This window comes from Pseudofulvimonas gallinarii, assembly GCF_004343305.1.
Lineage (GTDB): Bacteria > Pseudomonadota > Gammaproteobacteria > Xanthomonadales > UBA2363 > Pseudofulvimonas > Pseudofulvimonas gallinarii.
Genome location: NZ_SMAF01000034.1, coordinates 1 through 18,872 on the forward strand (window position 1 = coordinate 1; position 18,872 = coordinate 18,872).

20 protein-coding genes are annotated in these 18,872 nt (G+C 67.4%); 9 read left to right on the forward strand and 11 right to left on the reverse strand.

Features of this window, described 5'->3' with window-relative positions; translation table 11 throughout:
* Positions 1–247 precede the first annotated feature (247 nt).
* Complete coding sequence (locus EDC25_RS13915) at positions 248–1,261, reverse strand: KpsF/GutQ family sugar-phosphate isomerase (RefSeq protein ID WP_123521444.1); 1,014 nt, start codon at positions 1,259–1,261, stop codon at positions 248–250.
* A 93-nt stretch (positions 1,262–1,354) separates the two neighbouring features.
* On the opposite strand from EDC25_RS13915, the gene EDC25_RS13920 reads away from it, so the two are divergent.
* The 4 genes from EDC25_RS13920 to EDC25_RS13935 all read left to right on the forward strand — a co-directional run bounded on the left by EDC25_RS13920 (position 1,355) and on the right by EDC25_RS13935 (position 3,967).
* Complete coding sequence (locus EDC25_RS13920; protein ID WP_123521441.1) at positions 1,355–1,582, forward strand: BolA family protein; 228 nt, start codon at positions 1,355–1,357, stop codon at positions 1,580–1,582.
* Between the two features lie 76 nt (positions 1,583–1,658).
* On the forward strand, positions 1,659–2,918 hold the full coding sequence (gene murA / locus EDC25_RS13925) for a UDP-N-acetylglucosamine 1-carboxyvinyltransferase (protein ID WP_123521440.1): 1,260 nt from the start codon (positions 1,659–1,661) through the stop codon (positions 2,916–2,918).
* 96 nt (positions 2,919–3,014) lie between these two features.
* Positions 3,015–3,458 (forward strand): hypothetical protein, encoded by a 444-nt coding sequence (locus tag EDC25_RS13930; protein ID WP_132577705.1) that lies wholly within the window; start codon positions 3,015–3,017, stop codon positions 3,456–3,458.
* 56 nt (positions 3,459–3,514) lie between these two features.
* The gene (locus tag EDC25_RS13935) at positions 3,515–3,967 is read left to right on the forward strand and encodes a hypothetical protein (RefSeq protein WP_132577707.1); all 453 of its coding nucleotides are present in this window, start codon (positions 3,515–3,517) and stop codon (positions 3,965–3,967) included.
* A 188-nt stretch (positions 3,968–4,155) separates the two neighbouring features.
* Here the strand turns inward: EDC25_RS13935 and sucB are convergent, their stop codons facing one another.
* The 4 genes from sucB to EDC25_RS13955 all read right to left on the reverse strand — a co-directional run bounded on the left by sucB (position 4,156) and on the right by EDC25_RS13955 (position 9,970).
* Positions 4,156–5,349 carry a dihydrolipoyllysine-residue succinyltransferase gene (gene sucB, locus EDC25_RS13940; protein WP_132577709.1) on the reverse strand — a complete coding sequence of 398 codons (1,194 nt, stop codon included), beginning with the start codon at positions 5,347–5,349 and terminating at the stop codon, positions 4,156–4,158.
* 68 nt (positions 5,350–5,417) lie between these two features.
* Positions 5,418–8,270 (reverse strand): 2-oxoglutarate dehydrogenase E1 component, encoded by a 2,853-nt coding sequence (locus EDC25_RS13945; RefSeq protein WP_132577711.1) that lies wholly within the window; start codon positions 8,268–8,270, stop codon positions 5,418–5,420.
* 132 nt (positions 8,271–8,402) lie between these two features.
* The gene (locus EDC25_RS13950; protein WP_164484068.1) at positions 8,403–9,158 is read right to left on the reverse strand and encodes a YdcF family protein; all 756 of its coding nucleotides are present in this window, start codon (positions 9,156–9,158) and stop codon (positions 8,403–8,405) included.
* Positions 9,159–9,187: 29 nt separating this feature from the next.
* Positions 9,188–9,970, reverse strand: coding sequence for an enoyl-CoA hydratase/isomerase family protein (locus EDC25_RS13955; protein WP_123522319.1), 783 nt, complete (start codon positions 9,968–9,970; stop codon positions 9,188–9,190).
* Positions 9,971–10,169: 199 nt separating this feature from the next.
* On the opposite strand from EDC25_RS13955, the gene bamJ reads away from it, so the two are divergent.
* The 4 genes from bamJ (at position 10,170) to EDC25_RS13975 (ending at position 12,648) form a co-directional block, all read left to right on the forward strand.
* The gene (gene bamJ / locus EDC25_RS13960) at positions 10,170–10,877 is read left to right on the forward strand and encodes a BamJ family beta-barrel-assembly machinery protein (protein ID WP_123522318.1); all 708 of its coding nucleotides are present in this window, start codon (positions 10,170–10,172) and stop codon (positions 10,875–10,877) included.
* 91 nt (positions 10,878–10,968) lie between these two features.
* Positions 10,969–11,166 carry a DUF1289 domain-containing protein gene (locus EDC25_RS14785; protein ID WP_164484067.1) on the forward strand — a complete coding sequence of 66 codons (198 nt, stop codon included), beginning with the start codon at positions 10,969–10,971 and terminating at the stop codon, positions 11,164–11,166.
* Positions 11,153–11,779, forward strand: coding sequence for an NUDIX hydrolase (locus tag EDC25_RS13970; RefSeq protein ID WP_123522316.1), 627 nt, complete (start codon positions 11,153–11,155; stop codon positions 11,777–11,779). The genes EDC25_RS14785 and EDC25_RS13970 overlap by 14 nt, the downstream gene beginning before the upstream one ends.
* On the forward strand, positions 11,776–12,648 hold the full coding sequence (locus EDC25_RS13975; protein WP_123522315.1) for a sulfurtransferase: 873 nt from the start codon (positions 11,776–11,778) through the stop codon (positions 12,646–12,648). The genes EDC25_RS13970 and EDC25_RS13975 overlap by 4 nt, the downstream gene beginning before the upstream one ends.
* A gap of 215 nt (positions 12,649–12,863) precedes the next feature.
* On the opposite strand, the gene EDC25_RS13980 is transcribed toward EDC25_RS13975, so the two are convergent.
* Together EDC25_RS13980 and EDC25_RS13985 are read right to left on the reverse strand one after the other, a co-directional pair.
* Positions 12,864–13,640 carry an enoyl-CoA hydratase/isomerase family protein gene (locus EDC25_RS13980; RefSeq protein ID WP_123522314.1) on the reverse strand — a complete coding sequence of 259 codons (777 nt, stop codon included), beginning with the start codon at positions 13,638–13,640 and terminating at the stop codon, positions 12,864–12,866.
* Positions 13,637–15,067, reverse strand: coding sequence for a DUF4139 domain-containing protein (locus EDC25_RS13985; RefSeq protein WP_123522313.1), 1,431 nt, complete (start codon positions 15,065–15,067; stop codon positions 13,637–13,639). Before EDC25_RS13985 ends, EDC25_RS13980 begins: the two co-directional genes overlap by 4 nt.
* 54 nt (positions 15,068–15,121) lie before the next feature.
* Between EDC25_RS13985 and EDC25_RS13990 the strand changes: the two genes are divergently transcribed.
* Positions 15,122–15,547 carry a copper chaperone PCu(A)C gene (locus EDC25_RS13990; protein ID WP_123522312.1) on the forward strand — a complete coding sequence of 142 codons (426 nt, stop codon included), beginning with the start codon at positions 15,122–15,124 and terminating at the stop codon, positions 15,545–15,547.
* 16 nt (positions 15,548–15,563) lie between these two features.
* Here the strand turns inward: EDC25_RS13990 and EDC25_RS13995 are convergent, their stop codons facing one another.
* The 4 genes from EDC25_RS13995 to EDC25_RS14010 all read right to left on the reverse strand — a co-directional run bounded on the left by EDC25_RS13995 (position 15,564) and on the right by EDC25_RS14010 (position 18,659).
* Complete coding sequence (locus tag EDC25_RS13995) at positions 15,564–16,040, reverse strand: hypothetical protein (RefSeq protein ID WP_205984989.1); 477 nt, start codon at positions 16,038–16,040, stop codon at positions 15,564–15,566.
* Positions 16,021–16,653, reverse strand: a complete 633-nt coding sequence (locus EDC25_RS14000) for a carbonic anhydrase (RefSeq protein WP_123522311.1) — start codon at positions 16,651–16,653, stop codon at positions 16,021–16,023. Before EDC25_RS14000 ends, EDC25_RS13995 begins: the two co-directional genes overlap by 20 nt.
* Entirely contained in the window at positions 16,650–17,057 is a 408-nt protein-coding gene (locus EDC25_RS14005; RefSeq protein WP_123522310.1) for an acyl-CoA thioesterase, read from the reverse strand. Before EDC25_RS14005 ends, EDC25_RS14000 begins: the two co-directional genes overlap by 4 nt.
* Before the next feature lie 336 nt (positions 17,058–17,393).
* Positions 17,394–18,659, reverse strand: a complete 1,266-nt coding sequence (locus EDC25_RS14010) for a spondin domain-containing protein (RefSeq protein WP_243695129.1) — start codon at positions 18,657–18,659, stop codon at positions 17,394–17,396.
* Between the last annotated feature and the right edge of the window lie 213 nt (positions 18,660–18,872).

An 18,872-nucleotide genomic window follows, 5' to 3' on the forward strand; every position in this document is an offset into this window, starting at 1 on the left:
CCGCGTGCTCTTCATCAGTGCGCTCCTTCAAATCCGGAGCACTCATCACACCGCAATCAGCAGCGCGGAAACAGGTGTCGCGACCGGACGCTTACGGTGCATCCCGCCGCGGTTGTTCTGCAGCATCCAGGCCCGCCCTTAAAGGTGGGATCAACGCCGGCGCTTCGAGGCGGGATCACTGGATTCGGTTTCGATCCCGTGGTCGGGCCGGCTGCTTTCCGCCCGACTCGGTGTGCCTGGAAGGCGCTCAGACGACGCGGGCGCGCAGCAGGTCGTGGATGTTGAGCGCGCCGACCAGCGTGCCGTCGTCCTCGACGACCAGCAGCGCATGGATCGTGTGTTCTTCCATCAGATGCGCCGCCTCGACAGCCAGGCGCGAGGGCGTGATCGTCTTCGCGCGCGTCGTCATCAGTGCCTGCACCGGCGTATCGCGCAGGTCGATGGCGGCGTCGTCCAGCGTGCGGCGCAGGTCGCCGTCGGTGAACACGCCCAGCAGGCGGCCGGCATCGTCGACGATGCCGGTCATGCCCAGGCCCTTGCGGGTCATTTCAACCAGTGCGTCGGCGACGCTGGCGCTGGGCCCGACGCGCGGAACGCTGTCACCGGTGTGCATGATATCGCTGATGTGCAGCAGAAGGCGCCGGCCCAGGCTGCCGGCCGGATGTGACCGCGCGAAATCCTCGGCGGTGAAACCGCGCGCTTCCAGCAGGGCCACGGCCAGCGCGTCGCCCATGACCAGCGAAGCGGTGGTGCTGCTGGTCGGGGCCAGCCCCAGCGGGCAGGCTTCCTCTTCGACGCCGACGTCCAGATGCACGTCGGCCAGGCGCGCCAGCGACGAGCGCTCGTTGCCGGTCATGGCGATCAGGCGCGTACCCTGGCGCTTCAGCACAGGGATGATGGTCAGCAGCTCGTCGGATTCCCCGGAATAGGAAATCGCGATCATCACGTCCTGGTCGGTGATCATGCCCAGGTCGCCATGGCTGGCCTCGGCCGGATGGACGAAGAAGGACGGCGTGCCGGTGGACGCGAGGGTTGCGGCGATCTTGTTGCCGATATGGCCGGACTTGCCCATGCCGGAGACGACGACGCGCCCTTCGCAGGTCAGGAGAAGCCGGCAGGCGCGGTGGAAGTCGCCATTGATCCGCTGCCTGACGGCCTCCAGCGAGCGGGTTTCGATCTCGAACACCCGGCGGCCGGTGCGGGCCAGGGACTCGGCGTCGCTGGCGATGGCCGCGGGAACGACTCGGGGATGGGCGCTCATGTCTTCGCGGGCCTCTGTGAGCCGATTCAGTTCGACGTCGGACAAGCTGGTATTGTAGCTGTACATCATCGACTCCTCGATTCGCGAATACGCATGGATGCTGAACAGATCCGCCAACTGATCCAGGCCGGCCTGCCGGATGCCGAAGTCCGTGTCCACGGCGACGACGGCGTACACTTTGAAGCCGAGATCGTGTCCCCCTCGTTTGCCGGCCTGCGCCCGCTGCAGCGGCACCGGCTCGTCTACGCAACGCTGGGCGATCTCATGGGTGGGGCCATCCATGCCCTCGCGCTCAGGACCCTGACGCCTGACGAGCGCTGAACGTCGCAGTGAACCTGAACAGCGTTCAGGCCAGCGCACGCGCCACTATTCCCGTTGACACCCGGACCCAAGCTGAATGGCCAAGATCCTGATTGCCGGAGGCGTCCCGCTTTCCGGCGAAGTCGCCGTATCCGGCGCCAAGAACGCCGTGTTGCCGATCCTCGCGGCGACCCTGCTCGCCGACGAGCCGGTGACACTGTCAAACGTGCCCCACCTGCGCGACGTCACCACGATGGTCGAGTTGCTGGGCCGCATGGGCGTCGGGTTCGTGGTCGGTGACCGCATGCGCATCCAGGCCGATCCGCGCGGCGTGAACAACCATGTCGCGTCCTACGAGCTGGTGCGGACGATGCGCGCCTCGATCCTCGTTCTGGGACCGCTGCTGGCGCGCTTCGGCGAGGCCGAGGTCTCGCTGCCCGGCGGTTGCGCCATCGGCTCGCGGCCGGTGGATGAACACATCCAGGGCCTGCGCAAGCTTGGCGCCGAAATCGACGTCGAGGGCGGCTACATCAAGGCGCGCTGCCCGGGTGGCCTGCACGGCGCCCGCGTGGTGATGAACGTGGTCAGCGTGACCGGCACCGAGAACATCCTGATGGCGGCTTGCCTGGCCAAGGGCACCACCATCATCGAGAACGCCGCGCAGGAACCGGAGGTCTCGGACCTGGCGCACTGCCTGGTGCGCATGGGGGCGCGGATCGAGGGCATCGGCACCTCGACGCTGATCATCCAGGGTGTCGAACGGCTGGGTGGCTGTGATTACGCCGTGCTGCCCGACCGCATCGAAGCGGGCACCTTCCTGGTCGCGGCCGCCATCACCCGCGGCAGCGTCACGCTGCGCCATGCGCGCCCCGACACCATGGATGCCGTCCTGGAGAAGCTTGAACAGGCCGGTGCCGTCATCGAAACCGGCGAGGACTGGATCCGGCTGGACATGCAGGGGCGCCGCCCGCGCGCCGTGGACATCAGCACCGCGCCGCATCCTGCCTTTCCCACCGACATGCAGGCGCAGTTCACGGCGCTGAACTGTGCCGCCGACGGCGTCGGCGTCATCACCGAGAACGTCTTCGAAAACCGCTTCATGCACGTGCAGGAGCTGCGCCGCCTGGGTGCGGACATCCGCCTGGACGGCCATACCGCCATCATCCGCGGCGTCGACACGCTCAGCGGCGCGCCGCTGATGGCCACCGACCTGCGCGCTTCCGCCGGGCTGATCCTCGGTGGCCTGGTGGCCAGCGGTGAAACCCTCATCGACCGCATCTACCACCTTGATCGCGGCTACGAGAACATCGAGGAGAAGCTGGGCGCGCTGGGTGCCCGCATTCGCAGAACCGCCTGAGACGCCGTTCTCACTTCGTCCGGACGTCGGCGTATCCTGACGTCCGGGGCTGCATTGCAGCGGGGGACGGTGATGATCGCAAGGCATTTTTCCAGGGTGCTGGGACTGGCCGCGCTTGCCGTGCCAGCGGCCGTGCCCGCCCAGGTCGACTTCGAGGTCGAGTTCGACGCGTCCGCATCGGTGCTCACGGCCGGTGAGCGCGAGTTGCTCACCCAGCACGTACAGGAGGCCGGGCGGCGATGGCTGCAGGTTATCGACCATGTCGAGAAGGCCACGATCTCGATCCGGCTTTTCGTCAACGACCAGCCAACGGCCAGCGCGGCGAGCGCCGTTGCCGGGCCGGCGGGCCTCGTCGTTGACGGACGCACGCTGTATTACGAAGGTGCCGCCTACGAACTGCTGACCGGCGAGGATCCCAACTCGTTCCTCGAGCATGACGCGGACTTTGCGGTTGGCCTGGCCTCCGCAACGACCTCTGGTTCGACCCCGATCCGGTCAATCGCGTGGCGCCGGTGCCTTTCGACAAGGTCGACGCGCTGAGCGTCATGCTGCACGAGATGGGCCATGTCCTGGCCTAAAACGGCTGGGCCGATCCGGTGACCGGAACCACGCCACCGACCTATGGATCAACCTCCGATCGCTGGTTCCTGCCCGTTGCGCCCACGCTGTTCATGGGCCCTGCTGCAGGGGCGGCGTGGGGAACACCGCCGGCTCTCACCACCGGCAACAACAAGCACTGGGGCAATCCGACGCGCGGGTGGGCCTGGCAGCCAAGGAGCGCTTCGGTGGAGGAAACGACCCCATTCTGGCGCGAGGGCAGTCCGCTGCCGCGCTTGGGATGCGGCCTGCAGATTGGTCTGGACCCGCCGCATTCCGCTCATGCGCACGGCCAGGGTGGGAGCGGCGCACCCAGCCTGATCGACGAACTGATGAACGGCGTCGTGTTTTACCGCGGTCGCCGCTACGACATTTCGCTGCTGGACACCGGCGTCATGATCGACATCGGCCTGCTGCAGCGGGATGGCTTGTTCGCCAACGGGTTCGAGTAGATCGCCGGTGCACGCACGCCCTTGCGTGTGGGACGTTTCCCATGGACGCCAGCCGCTGCCCGACATCGCCGCGCACGCGCAGCCGGATGATTCGCCCCGGCATAAAGCGGAAACCCCGCCCTCCGATCCCGGAGCAGCGGGGCTTCCGTGTCATCGCGACAGGCGGGAGCCCGTCACGGGTCGGCCGGTCAGAGGCCCAGCAGCATGCGGTGCGGGTTTTCCAGCTGGTTCTTGATGTCGACCAGGAAGGTCACCGCGTCCTTGCCGTCGATGATGCGGTGGTCGTAGCTCAGCGCGATGTACATCATCGGCGCGGCGACGACCTGGCCGTTCTCGACGATCGCACGCTCCTTGATGGTGTGCATGCCGAGGATGGCGCTCTGCGGCGGATTGACGATCGGCGTCGACAGCAGCGAGCCGAAGACGCCGCCGTTGGTGATCGTGAAGGTGCCGCCCTGGAGGTCTTCCAGCTGCAGGCCGCCCTGGCGCGCCTTGCTGGCGTAGTCGGCGATCGCCTTCTCGATCTGCGCGAAATCCATGGTCTCGGCATTGCGCAGCACCGGCGTCACCAGGCCACGGTCCGTCGACACGGCGATCGAGATGTCGGCGTAGTCGTGATAGAGGATGTCGTTGCCTTCGGTGGAGGCATTGACGACCGGATGGCGCTTCAGCGCCTCGGCCGCCGCCTTCACGAAGAAGCTCATGAAGCCGAGGCGGACGCCGTGCGCCTTCTCGAACGCCTCGCCGTGTTCCTTGCGCATCTTCGACACGGCGGCCAGGTTCACTTCGTTGAACGAGGTGAGCATGGCGATGGAGTTCTTCGATTCCATCATGCGCTCGGCGATGCGGGCGCGCATGCGGGTCATCGGCACCCGACGCTCGCCGCGGCCGCTGGCAGGGACCGCCGCGGCGGCAGCCGCCGGCTGGCTCATCGCGCGCTGCACGTCTTCCTTGATGACGCGGCCGTCGCGGCCGGTGCCGCTCACCGACGCCGGATCGACGCCATGCTGGCTGGCGACGCGTTGCGCCGCCGGCGACAGGGCCGGGCCGTCTGCGGCCGCCTTGGCCGGCGTCGCCGCGGGCACCTGCGCCGCCGGGGCCTGCGCGGCAGTGGTTTCCGCGGCCGCGCCCGGGGCGATGGCAGCGCCTTCCTCGATGATCGCCAGGATCTCCTGGCTGGTGACCGTGTCGCCTTCGTTCCTGATGATCTGCTTGATCACGCCGTCGGCGGGTGCCGGCACTTCCAGCACGACCTTGTCGGTCTCCAGGTCGACCAGGTTCTCGTCGCGCTTGACGCTGTCGCCGACCTTCTTGTGCCAGCTGGCGATGGTGGCGTCGGCGACCGACTCGGGCAGGACCGGGACTTTGACTTCGAGGCTCATGGGGACGGGTTTCCTGGTACGGGCAGTATTGTGCGTGGAAAGGGGCGGTCAGTCGCGACGGTAAGGGATTACTCGGCGGCGCCGTTGCCGTTGAGGCGGCCGCTGAGCGCCTGGTCGACCAGGCCCTGCTGTTCGGCAACGTGGGTGCTCAGGTGGCCGCAGGCCGGCGCCGGCGAACGCGAGCGGCCGGCATAGTGCAACTTGGCCTTCGGCAGCGTCTCGCCGAGGCAGTATTCGAGGTGGTGGCGGATCTGGTACCAGGCACCCTGGTTCATCGGCTCTTCCTGGCACCACACCACGTCCTTCGCCTGCGCGAAGCGCGACAGTTCCGCATTCAGCAGGTCGCGCGGGAACGGATACAGCTGCTCGACGCGGACCAGTGCGACATCGGTGAGCCCGCGGCGGGTCGCTTCCTCCAGCAGGTCGTAATAGACCTTGCCGGCGCAGACGACGACGCGCTTCACCTTCTTCGCGTCACCGGCGGTACTGTCCGGGATCAGGCGCTGGAACTCGCCCTGCGCAAGGTCATCCATCGTCGATACCGACAGCTTGTGGCGCAGCATCGACTTCGGCGTCATCACGATCAGCGGCTTGCGCGCGGGACGCTTCATCTGGCGACGCAGCATGTGGAACATCTGTGCCGGCGTGGTCGGCGTGCAGACCTGCATGTTGTCCAGCGCACACAGCTGCAAGAAGCGCTCCAGGCGCGCGGAGCTGTGCTCCGGGCCCTGGCCTTCGTAGCCGTGCGGCAGGAACATCACCAGGCCGGCGAGTCGGCCCCACTTGGCTTCGCCCGACGACAGGAACTGGTCGATGACCACCTGGGCGCCGTTGACGAAGTCACCGAACTGCGCTTCCCAGATCACCAGCGTCTGCGGGTCGGCGGTCGCGTAGCCGTATTCGAAGGCGAGCACGGCCTCTTCGGACAGCACCGAATCGTAGATCTGCACGTGACCGGGTTCGCCGGCGACGGACTGCAACGGCAGGATGGACTGGCCGGTGTTCTGTTCGTGCAGCACGGCGTGGCGATGGAAGAACGTGCCGCGCCCGCAGTCCTGGCCGACCAGGCGCAGGCGGAAGCCTTCGTTGAGCAGGCTGGCGTAGGACAGGTTCTCGGCATAGCCCCAGTCCATCGGCAGCTCGCCCGCCGTCATCTTGCGGCGGTCGTCGTAGATCTTGGCGACGCGCGAATGCAGCGTATAGCCCTCGGGCAGCGTCGTGATCCGGTTTGCAAGGTCGAGCAGGGTGTCGCGGGCGACGCCGGTGTCGGCCGGCTCATCCAGGCGGTGGTGCAGGTAAGGCGTCCAGTCCAGCGCGAAATCATCCTTGGCGATGCCTTCGGCCAGCTCGATGGTGACCTCGCCCTTGTCGAGGCGGTCGCGGTAGCTGTCGACCATCGCCCTGGCCTCGTCGGCACTGATGATGCCGCTGTCCTGCAGCGTCTGGGCGTAGCGCTCGCGTGTGGTCTTGTGAGCGCGGATGGTCTTGTACATCAGCGGTTGCGTTGCCGCCGGCTCGTCGGCCTCGTTGTGGCCGTGGCGCCGGTAGCAGACCAGGTCGATGACGACGTCGCGCTTGAACTGCTGGCGGTAGTCGAAGGCCAGCTGGGCGCAGAAGGCGACCGCCTCGACGTCGTCGCCGTTCACGTGCAGCACCGGCGCGTTGACCATCTTGGCGACGTCCGTGCAGTACAGTGTGGAACGGGCGTCGTCCGGCCGGCTGGTGGTGAAGCCGACCTGGTTGTTGATGACCACGTGCAGGGTGCCGCCGACCTTGAAGCCGCGCGCCTGCGACATGTTGAACAGTTCCATCACCACGCCCTGGCCGGCGAAGGCGGCGTCGCCGTGCAGCAGCACGGGCAGCACCTGCTCGCGGGCGTCGTCGCCGCGACGCGTCTGTCGCGAGCGCACGCTGCCGGCGATCACCGGGTCGATGATCTCCAGGTGCGAGGGGTTGAAGCCCAGCGCCAGGTGCAGCGGTCCGTCCGGCGTCGCGACGTCCGACGAGAAGCCCATGTGGTACTTCACGTCGCCGGAATGGGCCGGATCTTCCGGACCGTCGTGGCGACCTTCGAATTCCGCGAACAGCTGCTGCGGCGGCTTGCCGAGCGTGTTGACGAGCACGTTGAGGCGACCACGGTGGGCCATGCCGATGACCATTTCGCGCACCCGCGAGGCGCCCGCCTTGCGCACGAAGGTGTCCATCAGCGGGATCAGGCTGTCGCCGCCTTCCAGCGAGAATCGCTTCTGGCCGACGTACCGGGTGTGCAGGTAGCGCTCCAGGCCCTCGGCCTGGGTGAGCTTCAGCAGCAGGCGCTTGCGCGACTCGGCGTCGAAACCGAACTTGCCGGCCGCCGCCTCGAGTCGCTGGTGCCACCACTGCCGCTGCGCGGTATCGGTGATGTGCATGAACTCGGCGCCGATGCTGCCGGTATAGGTGCGCTTGAGCAGGTCGATGATGCCGCGCAGCGGCAGTCGGCTCGGACCGGTCAGCGAGCCGGTGTCGAATTCGCTGTCGAGGTCGCCGTCACCCAGGCCATGGAAGGCTGGCGACAGATCCGGCACGGCCGGCTTTTCCCACAGGCCGAGCGGATCGAGGTCGGCGGCGACATGGCCGCGCGAGCGGTAGGCGGTCACCAGCTTGAGCACCGCCGCCTGCTTGTGCGAGAAGCCGTCGCCGGGCTGGGCGGCGACCGCCCGGCGCTGGCCGCTGCGCGCCAGCTCGGCGATCTGCGCCTGGATCGGGCCATGCGGCACGTCGCCGGCTTCGCGTCCCTTCAATGCGTCGAAGCGCTTGCGCCAGGCTTCCGACACGGAGGCCGGATCGGCCAGGTACTGCTCATAAAGGGCATCGACATAGGCGGCGTTGCCGGTGCCCAGCTCGGTAGAGGCCTGGAAGGCCTGTCGCTGATTTGCGTCCACGCTTCAACTCTGGCAGAGAAGGGTAAGACCGTTGCGGTCCGTGATGGTGCTTCGCAGCAGGCGATTATAGCCTTGCGCGTCGGACACTTGCAGCCGGCATGCGCCCTGCGAAGGTCGAATGGTCGCGTCGGTTCAGCCTGTCATCGAATACCAGGCGCGCCCGAGCCACTCGTGCCATACGGTCGTGCTCAGTGCCAGCGCTGCCGGCGACGGCAGCAGGTCGATCAACGCGAACGGTTGGCCGTCGTGCCACTGGTGGTCGGTGGGCGCCGCCGTGGCGTCGATGCCGGCGCGACGGAAGGCGGCCAGGGCGCGCGGCATGTGCCGTGCAGAGGTGACCAGCAGGACACGTTGGCCGGCCCCGAGTCGCTCCCGGGTGTGGCGGGCGTTTTCGGCGGTGGTGCGGCTATCGGCCTCGACGAGGATCGCCTCCGGCGGCAGGCCCATGTCGCGCAGCAGCCGTGACACCCCGGGACATTCCGGTACCGACGTGCGCGCCAATGGTGCCGGGCCGCCACTGCAGAGGACCACCGGCGCCTTGCCGGCCTTCCACAGCTGCGCCGCGAACCAGGCGCGGTCGGCGGCGGCGTTGAGATCGGGATCGGTTCCGTCGGGCGCCGGTGACAGCAGGCCGCCGAGCAGGACGATGACATCCGCCGCCGGGAGGTCGGCGGCGGCGACGGGCGGATGGGCGGATTCCAGCGTGCCGGCGGCACGTTCCGCCAGCCACGGCGTCGACCACAGCCACAACCACAACACCGCCGCGGCGAGCAGGCCGCGCGCGAAGCGCGGCCGGCGACGCCACAGCACGAGTGCGGACAGCAGGACAAGCAGCGCCAGCGTCAGTGGGTACAGCAGCGCGCCGACCAGCTTGGCCACCACGATCACGCGCCGGTCTCCGCGTCGGCGTTCTCGGCTCAGCGGCCGGTAAAGGTCGGCTTGCGCTTCTCCAGGAACGCGGACGTGCCCTCGCGCATGTCGTCGGTGCTGGCGAGCACGGCGAATACCTGGGTCTCGTAGTCGAGGCCCTGGTCGAGGGCGGCTTCGCCACCATGGGCGATGGCATCGATGACGCCGCGCAGCGCCTGCGGCGCCAGCGCCGCCAGCCTGCCGGCCAGTGCCGCCGTCTCGCCGGCGAGGTTGGCGGCGGCGACGACGCGGCTGACCAGGCCGAGCTGGAAGGCACGCAGCGCGTCCACCGGCTCGCCGGTCAGGCACAGTTCGAGGGCGGCGCCACGGCCGGCCAGGCGCAGCAGGCGCTGGGTGCCACCGAAGCCCGGAACCAGGCCGAGCTTCACTTCCGGCTGGCCGATCTTCGCGGTATCGGCGGCCAGGCGCAGGTGGCAGCCCATCGCCAGCTCGAAGCCGCCACCCAGTGCAAAGCCATTGATCGCGGCGATCACCGGCTTGCCCAGCCTTTCGATCTTCGTCATCAGGGCCTGGCCCTGGCGCGAGAAGTCGCGCAGCTGTACCGGCGACATCGCCGTCATCTCGCTGATGTCGGCGCCGGCGACGAAGGCCTTTTCACCCCCGCCGGTCAGGATCACGACGCGGACGCCGTCGTCCGCGGCGGCCTGGTCGAAGGCCACGTGCAGCTCCGAAATCACCTGCCGGTTCAGGGCGTTGAGCTTGTCCGGGCGGTTGATGGCGATGGTGCGTACGGCGTTTTCGTTGCTGACCAGAAGGGTCGCGAAACTCATGGCAGGCATTCCTGGAACGGGACAGAAGGCCGTTCATTCTAGCGGCGGCGAACGGCCTGCCCGCATCGTTGCGGGGTATCGGACGCGCCGCGTCGGAACTTTCCCTGACCGGCGCGCTCCATGCTCCGGCGTCGGCGGGTCCGTTCCCCTATAATCCGCGCCTTGCCTCACCCATCCGTCCCGTTCGTTGGAGGTCTCCATGCTGTTGCGTCGCGCCGTGATCCTTGCCACGGCACTCTTTGCCACCGCCGCCGTTGCCCAGAATCCGCAGAGCGGTCAGGGTCAGGCACCCGCCATCGACAAGAACAAGCTCAGCTACGCCATCGGCTACGAGCTGGGTTCGGACTTCCGCGAAAAGAGTGCGGATATCGACATCAACACGGTGATCCGTGCGATCCAGGACGCCCATGCGCGCCGCGATCCCACCGTCTCCGAACAGGACATGCGCGCCAACCTCATGGCGTTCCAGGCCAAGATGCGCGACGAAGCCGTCGCCAAGATGCGCCAGCTCGCGGCCGAGAACAAGACCAAGAGCGACCGCTTCATGGCGGAAAACCGCGGCAAGACCGGCATCCAGTCGCTGCCGAACGGCATCCAGTACCGCGTGATCGAGGCCGGCAGCGGCCGCAGCCCGACCGCCACCAGCGAGGTCAGCATCCACTACCGCGGTTCGCTGGCTGCCAGCGGCCTGGAGTTCGACAGCTCCTTCGCGCGTGGCCAGCCGGTCAGCTTCAAGGTCGACGAGGTGCTGCGTGGCTGGCAGGAAGTGCTGCCGCGCATGAAGACCGGCGACCACTGGCAGGTCTTCCTGCCGCCGGAACTGGCCTATGGCGAACGCGGCCAGCCGCCGGCGATCGGTCCGAACGAGGCACTGGCTTTCGACATCAAGTTGCTCGAAGTCAAGTAAGGTCCGGACACGGACCGGTTATGCTGACGGGGCGGAGCGATCCGCCCCGTTTTCTTTTGCGCGCCGCGCACGGCGTGTGGATGACATTGCCTTGAATACCCGCGTTAAACCTGTCGCCATTTCGTCGCCCTGCGTCGGCGTGTGCACGCTGGACGGCGATGGCTACTGCATCGGATGCGCACGCACGGGTGCAGAGATCGGCGCCTGGCTCAGCCTCGACGAGAGCGAGCGGCAGCGGATGATGGACGAGGTGCTGCCGCAGCGGGAGGCCGAACGTGTGCGCCGCTGATCGCCTCGACTACTGGTCGGCGCTGGCACAAAGGTTGCTGCCGCTGGAGGAGGAGCCGGCGATGCCGCCGGCGAATCTCGAGGTCCTGCGCAGCTACTGGCGTGGCGACCGCCCGCTGCGCCCGGCCGCCGTGCTCGTCGGACTGGTGCCCCGCCAGGACGGTCTGAACGTGTTGCTGACGCGGCGGCAGGATGGCCTCAGCAACCATGCCGGGCAGATCAGCTTTCCCGGTGGTCGCGTCGACGACACCGATGGCGATGCCATCTGCGCGGCGCTGCGGGAAACCGAGGAGGAGGTCGGCGTCGGCGCCGGGTCGATCCGCGCGCTGGGCCGGGTCGAGCCGCTGGCGACCATCAGCCAGTTCACGGTGCAACCCATCGTCGCGCGCCTGGATCCCGCGTATCGCCTGCGCCTGCATGAAGGCGAAGTCAGCGCCGCGTTCGAGCTGCCGCTCGCGCTGGCGGCGCGTGCGGAAGCGTGGCGGCCTTACGCGCGCACGCCGGACCTGGGCATGCGGCTGATGGCGCTGGATTACGAGGGCCATACGATCTGGGGGGCGACGGCGATGATCCTTCAGCGCCTGCTTGAACGTTTGCGAGGACTACCGGTGTGAACGCGACGAATGCAACCGACTTCAGCAGCGTGATTCCCGCGTCGGCGCTTTCGGCCCGCCTGGGTGATCCTGACCTTCGCATCCTCGATTGCCGCTTTGAACTCGGCGATGCCAACGCCGGCTGGCAGGCCTATGGCCTCGGGCATATACCGGGCGCGTACTATGCCCACCTGGATACCGACCTGTCCGATACCGGCCGCTCCGGCCTCGGCCGGCACCCGTTGCCCGATCCGCGCGTGTTCGCCGCCATCCTTGGTCGCTGGCGGATCCAGCCGCACCACCAGGTCGTCTGCTACGACGCCGCCGGCGGCGCCCTGGCGGCAGCACGCGCGTGGTGGCTGCTGCGAACGTGCGGACATGAAAAGGTGGCCCTGCTTGACGGCGGTTGGCCGACATGGCGGGCGGCCGGCCTGCCGGTGGCGGCGGACTTGCCGTTACAGGGCAGGGAGGACTATCCCGCGCATTGGGACGAAGGCCGATATCTCCTCGACGCCGACGCGCTGGCGCGCGAGGTGGCTGCGCAGCGCGTCCTGCTGCTCGACGCCCGGGCCACGCCGCGCTTCCGCGGTGACGTCGAGCCGCTGGACAGTCGCGCCGGCCATGTGCCTGGCGCGAGCAACCGGCCGTTCTCGCTGAATCTCGACGACACCGGATGCTTCAAGTCGCCGGCGCGGTTGCGCGGGGAATTCCTGGCGCTGCTCGACGGCCGCTCGCCGGACGAGGTGGTGCACATGTGCGGCTCCGGCGTGACCGCCGCCCACAACCTGCTGGCGATGGAGTACGCGGGACTCACGGGCGCGCGCCTGTATGCACCGTCGTGGAGCGGCTGGATCGTCGATCCCGCGCGGCCGGTCGCAACCGGCGACTGAAAGCGGCAGCGCCGCAGCCGGCGTTGACGACTTTCGGCTGCGCAGGCGACAGGCCAGGCCACTCACCGGGCGGGTCGGCAACAGTCGGACGACTCCGGTGGGTCTGCGCCCCCGATCGCGCGGCGAACCGGCGCCCGGTGAGCGGCACGTCCCGGATGGGGTTGATCCACGTCGGGCTTCAATGTCGATGGCTGGCGTTTGGCGCGGCCGGGATTTCAGCCGCGGCCGGCCTGCAGGCGTGCGACCAGCGCCTTCATCGTGGCCTGGGTTTCGTCGCTGAACCAGGCTTCGGTAGCCGCGTCGATGTCGACCTGGGCGTGATCGAACAGCGCCGCCAGGTCGGCCCGCGCTTCCGCGCGCGTGGCCAGCATGGCGCGACGGGGCAGTGCCAGGTGGCGCCGACACCAGTCGAGGGCATCGGCTTCGGCACGGCCGGCTTCGCACAGCGCATCGACGAAGCCGATCGACAGTGCGGTGGCACTGTCGACCATCGCACCGGCGACCAGCAGGCGTTCGGCGACACGCGGACCGACCTGGCGACGCAGGGCGGCCTGGATCGCCGCCGGCACCGGCAGGCCGACCTGCACTTCATTGAGGCCGATCTGGAAAGGTTTTTCCGGGTCCGGGCTGCGCGCCATGATGCGCGTGTCGCAGAACAGCGCCAGCACTGCACCGCCTGCCGGACTGTGGCCGTCGATGGCCGCGGCGACCGGCACCGGCGAGCGCGCGAGGCGTTCGGCCACGCCGAGGAAATCGCGCCAGAAACTGCGCATCGCCGCCCGGTCCAGGCCCAGCAGTGTCGGCACGTCGAGCCCGGCGCTGAAGACCTTCGGTCCACCCGCCAGCACGATCGCGCCGATGCCTTCGTCAAACGCAGTGCGAAGCGCCTGGTCCAGCGCCGTAACCAGCGAGGGATCGAGGGCGTTGACCGGTGGGCGCTGCAGGCGGATGACGCGGATGCCGCCGTCGTGGTCGGTGATGCCGAGAGTCATTGATACTGTTCCGTCCAGTGGTAGCGCACACGATAACTGATCGACGCCTCGCCGTTGGCGGGCACGTCGAGCAGGAACTCGATGGCGTCATGGTCACGACGTTCGAACGGCTGGCTGGACTGGACGATGTCCCAGCGCGTCCAGCGATAGAGATGCTCGCGGACGCGGACCTGCTGCCTCGTTCCGTTGCTGTTGCGCAGTCGCACGCTCACGGTTTCGGCGACGGCCAGCCCGTCGGGCTCCTGCAGGAAGTCGGTGACCTGGCGTTCACCACGCAGGCCCGGCGCGATGCCCATGCCGAGGTCCAGCGGCTGGTCCGGTCGCGTGCCGGCGATCTGTTTTTCGCCCAGCATGTCCAGGGTGCCGTCGACTTCGTCTTCGGCCAGCAGGCGGACGCGGCCGGCCGGGATCGTGGCGTCGCCGGACAGCTTGAAGCTCAGCGTGCGACGGACCTGGCGCATGCCACCGGCACCATAGGCCGGATCGGTCATGGGCACGCGACCGGGATGGACGCGCAGTGCCTGGCCCACATAGAGCAGGTCGGCCTTGCAGCGCTGCCCGCGCTGTTCGGGAATCAACGCAACCTGCTGGCTGCTGCCATTCGGAAGGTCTGCCGGGTTCGCCAGCCGGAACGGCGGCAGGCCGCTGCCGTTGCCGCTGCTCGCCAGGTTCTCGCGTTCCGGCGGTCCGGCTACCAGTTTGATGCGCGCCGACGAGAAGCTGTGGCCGGACTGGTTGACGATCTGCGCGAAGCTGGCGAAATCGACACGACAGTCGCGGCCGCCCTTCAGCCGCGCCACGTACTCCGGTCGCCACGCAATGCCTGCGGTGGGATAGCTCAGTTGCAGGTCCTGCACGCCAGCGCGCGGACTTTCGACGCCCAGCCGCAACTGCGGTACGGCGCTGACGCCGGAGGGCGGATTGGCCAGCCGCAACCGGCTGTAGTCGTTGATGCTGACGATGCTGCCGTCGGCCATGCGCAGCGCCAGCGGCAGCGCCGAGGACAGCAGTTCGCCGCTGATCTCGACCAGCGAATCGCCCAGGTACTGTTCCACCGTGACCTGCCGGCCGATGCTGCGCTCGAGCACGCGATCGCTGCGCAGCGGTTCGGACTCGAAGCGCTGGCTGAAGACATGGCCCTGCTCGAGCGTGATCGTCAGTGCACCGGCATCGAGGTAGCGCGGGAACCCGTTGAGCGTGAGGGTGCCACGACCGGCGCCGACCTCGCTGCTGCGGCGTTCATGCACGAGCGCATACCCTGGCGGCGGCTCGTAGTCCACCGGTCCGCTGAAAAGCGGGGCGGCATCGTCGGTGGTGTAGATCGTCAGTGCATACCGCGGACCGCCACCGTCGGCTGCCCACGACGCCGTCGCGCCGGCAAGCGTGAGGGTGGCAATCAGCGCGGCCTTTGCCTGGGAGGAGGGCATGAGGCGCTATCCTTGGACCAGTAATGCGTTATTGAATCAGATCGGGTGACTGGAATGCGTATTGTGCAACTGTTGTTGGCCTCGCTGTTCATGCCCGGCATTGCCGTTGCGGGGCCGGCCGCCGGCGCGATCGAAGGCCGTGAAGGCTGGATCCGCGAGGCGCCGCCCGGCGCCTCGGTCCGCGCCGGTTATGTCGAGCTCCACAACGGCGGCGATACGGCCGTCACTGTCAGCGGTGCGCGCAGCCCGGCGTTCGGCGCCATCGAGATCCACGAAATGGTGGGTGACGGCGACGTCATGCGCATGCGCCGGATGCCTGGGCTCGAACTGTCGGCGGGCGAAGCCGTGCGGCTGCAGCCCGGTGGAAAGCACCTGATGCTGTTCCGTCCGCGGGCGCCGTTGTCGCCTGGCGAAAAGGTCACTGTTACCCTGGATCTTGCAGACGGCAGCAGCGTCGACATCGAGCTCGTCCAGCGCTGACGGCGCCGCCCACCGATCAGCGGCCGGCGGCCTCCGGCGGTTCGCGCTCCAGGCGATAGGCTTCCACTTCGAAACGGTTGTGCCAGTACGGGTCACGCCCGCGCAGCCACTGCCAGGCACTGGAGCCGAGATACAGCGGAAAGAACAGCAGGCCCCAGCGTTCGTACTGGCGGACGTGGACCTGTTCATGGCGCCGGCAATGGCCCAGTGTCGCCGCATCGCGGCCGAGAATGACGTGCCCGAAGGTGATCGCGGCGACATCGATGCCGCCGGGAAGGCGGCGCAGCCATACGGGGAGGCGGCCACCGGCGACTTCCAGCGTGCCGTCGATGCGCCGCAGGCTGGCGCCGGCCAGCAAGGCCGGCAGCGCGACCAGCAGGCCGATCAGGCTGGCGGGCGCGGCCCAGGCGTAGAACGGCAGTCGGGCCAGCCATGGCAGGATGCGCGGCGGGCCCTGGTTTTCCGGTTGCCGGTCAGACGAGTCCGTCGACACCGTCGAAGAACTCCACTTCGCCGGTTTCCAGCGAATACTCGGCGCCAACGACGCGCACGCCTTCGTTCTGGATCAGCGTTTCCAGCACCGCGGAACCATGCCGCAGCTGGTTGGCGGAGGCGCGGATGTTGGCACGCACCGCCTTGCGCACCAGGGCGTCGTGGTCATGGCGCAGCTCGGTGGCGAGCAGCGGCTGCACGGTCGGACGGATGCGGTCGACGATCGAGTGCAGGTTGCGCGAGTGGCCGCCATCGGTGCGCGTCAGCTCCTCGACGGTGGCGAGGATAGCGCCGCAACTGGAATGGCCCAGCACAACGACCAGTTTGGTGTTGTAGCGCTCTGCGGCGAACTCGACGCTGCTGATCTGAGAAGGCGCGACGATATTGCCGGCGACGCGGATGACGAAGAGGTCACCCAGTCCCTGGTCGAAGATGATCTCGCCGGGCACGCGGGAATCCGAGCAGCCGAGGATGATCGCGAACGGCTTCTGCGCCGCCGCGACCGAGGTGCGGCGGGCGCGATCGATGGCGGCGTCGCTGTCGAGGTCGTCGGAAACGAAACGCCGGTTGCCTTCGCGCAGGCGTTTCAGGGCATCGGCGGCACTCAGGCTCATATCGTGGTTCCCAGGGTCCTGATCGGCTCGGGCAGTGGCACGGCCTGGCCGCTGTGACGGCTGATCCACACCATCACCACATGCCCGTCGCCGTACACGGTATCGGGATGGCCGGCGTCGACCAGGCGATGGTTGAGGGTGAGGCTGCGTTCACTGATCCGGCCCACCGATAGATCGACGCGCAGCCGCGCCGGCCAGGCGACGGCGCCGCGGTAGTTGTTGCTGACATTGACCACCACCGGTTGCACGTCATCGTCGTGCCAGCCGGGCGCCAGTGTCACCATCCAGCGCAGTCGCGCCTCCTGGATGTAATCGAGATAGACGGCATTGTTGACGTGGTTGAAGGCATCCAGATCGCCCCAGCGCACGTCCAGCTCGGTGCTGTGCAGCAAGTGTTCGCTCATGCAGCGATTCTATCGCCAACACCGGCCGCGGCGTGCTGCGCACGCTCTTTGGTTGCGGCGGCGGCGTCATTGACAGCGGCCTGGCGGCCGCAGCGGGCAGCAAGCTACCCGCCTACAAGGGCGCGGGGCAGTGGCGGTGATCGCTCTTCGCTCTTCGCTCTTCGCTCTTGTAGGTGCGTAGCTTGCTGCGCACGCTTCTTGTTTGGGCTTGCGGCAGGGTTGACAGCGGCCTGGCGGCCGCAGCGGGCAGCAAGCTACCCGCCTACGAAGGCGCGGGGTGCACGCTGTTCGGTCCGGTTCCAGCAACCTGTTCCGATCTGCGATGTCTTGAGAAACTCAATCCTCGGGCAGAATCAGTCGGGCATCGGGGGTACGCTGGCAAACCCACCCCAGCCCTTCGATCTGCGGGCTGAGGCGATTGATGTAGTAGTCGCCGCTGGGCCAGTCGGGATCGTCGGGCTGGTAGAACACCCGACCGGATGCGCAGTCGCCGAAGCCGATCCTGATTGTTCCCCAGCGTTCGCGATCCACCAGATCGGGATTGCTGGTCGATGTGAACTCGCCGCCGGTGGTGAGGTACATCTCGACATCGGCGGCAACGCCATCGTCGGCGTCCAATTCGCCCATTCCGGCCAACCAGACCTGTTCGCCACTGCCATCCGGCTTGAAGGTGTACCAGTAGACCAGAATGCGGGTGCGCGCTTCACCCGGTGCCGGTTCGACCAGTTCCACGTTGAAGCCTTCACCGGCACGCTCCGGGCTGTACCACGAACCGGACCAGTTGCCCGTGGCCGCCCAGCGCGTCACACGCAGCCGGCCAATCCGGTAGCCGGGCCGCGAGAAGTCGGCGTTGATCGGATCGTAGGCAAGGTGGAGGTCGGAGGAAGGTGGGTGGTAAAGCGTTTCCCCACCCAGTATCCGCTGTGGCAGGCCATCGGGATTGCGATGGGAGCCATTGAATCCAGGGTGCAGACGAGCGACGCCTTCACTTTCCGGACAGGAGAGGATCCGGCCGCTGTGATCGATTCCCGAAAGGTTCTGTTCGTCGTTGACACACAGCCCGGCATCGACCACGCGATTGCCGTAGACATCCACAAACAACGGTCCCATGAACTTGCCGTTGTGGTCGAACAGCTCGATCTCGAACGGATCCTCATTGCCTATGAACGCGTCGTTGGACGGATGGAGCCGCGACAGGTAGGAGAGGAAACGATGCTTGGTGGGGTCTACGGTGACCGTCGTTCTCCAAGGGGGAGGCAACCCGCCGGGATACCCGACGTTGGTCATGGGCGGGTTCCATATCCAGTCCGCCTGGGTGTTGGGGTACGTGTCCAGGAATGCCGGGATCATCTCCTCGGAAAACGAACTTGCCATCCAATGAGACACGAAATCGGACAGTGGCTTGTCGAAGTCATAACTGTCGAACTGGCCGTTGTGGAAGGCCAGGAAGATGCGCGTGTGGACGAGCGCGTCCTCGGACATCGTCGGATACCACTGGATCTTCAGGCGCACCGCATCGTTGGTGTCCTGCGCCAGGATAGGTGCGACCGGGCTCAAGGCGACCACACATGCGGTGATCAATGATTGCAATGCGGATTTCATGTTCACGGCGATAACTCGATGCAAGAATTTGCATCGACCGTAGCCCACGTTTTGACATGAATCAACCGAAAATAAGCATGTGTACGTCGATGCTGAATGGATTAACGTCGCTGTAACGGATAAAGCAACATCCCGTCTGTAAATTCGCGACCTTTCGTTGGCGTTGGATCAGTGGTCTCCATCCATGTTGAGGTAGGCGCGACCGCTCACCCA

Bases quoted from the DNA above. Each gene is read 5' to 3' on its own strand.
- EDC25_RS13915 (WP_123521444.1), bottom strand. From the start codon at position 1,261: ATGAGCGCCCATCCCCGAGTCGTTCCCGCGGCCATCGCCAGCGACGCC.
- EDC25_RS13920 (WP_123521441.1), top strand. From the start codon at position 1,355: ATGGATGCTGAACAGATCCGCCAACTGATCCAGGCCGGCCTGCCGGAT.
- murA (WP_123521440.1), top strand. From the start codon at position 1,659: ATGGCCAAGATCCTGATTGCCGGAGGCGTCCCGCTTTCCGGCGAAGTC.
- sucB (WP_132577709.1), bottom strand. From the start codon at position 5,349: ATGAGCCTCGAAGTCAAAGTCCCGGTCCTGCCCGAGTCGGTCGCCGAC.
- EDC25_RS13955 (WP_123522319.1), bottom strand. From the start codon at position 9,970: ATGAGTTTCGCGACCCTTCTGGTCAGCAACGAAAACGCCGTACGCACC.
- bamJ (WP_123522318.1), top strand. From the start codon at position 10,170: ATGCTGTTGCGTCGCGCCGTGATCCTTGCCACGGCACTCTTTGCCACC.
- EDC25_RS13980 (WP_123522314.1), bottom strand. From the start codon at position 13,640: ATGACTCTCGGCATCACCGACCACGACGGCGGCATCCGCGTCATCCGC.
- EDC25_RS13985 (WP_123522313.1), bottom strand. From the start codon at position 15,067: ATGCCCTCCTCCCAGGCAAAGGCCGCGCTGATTGCCACCCTCACGCTT.
- EDC25_RS13990 (WP_123522312.1), top strand. From the start codon at position 15,122: ATGCGTATTGTGCAACTGTTGTTGGCCTCGCTGTTCATGCCCGGCATT.
- EDC25_RS14000 (WP_123522311.1), bottom strand. From the start codon at position 16,653: ATGAGCCTGAGTGCCGCCGATGCCCTGAAACGCCTGCGCGAAGGCAAC.
- EDC25_RS14005 (WP_123522310.1), bottom strand. From the start codon at position 17,057: ATGAGCGAACACTTGCTGCACAGCACCGAGCTGGACGTGCGCTGGGGC.
- EDC25_RS14010 (WP_243695129.1), bottom strand. From the start codon at position 18,659: ATGAAATCCGCATTGCAATCATTGATCACCGCATGTGTGGTCGCCTTG.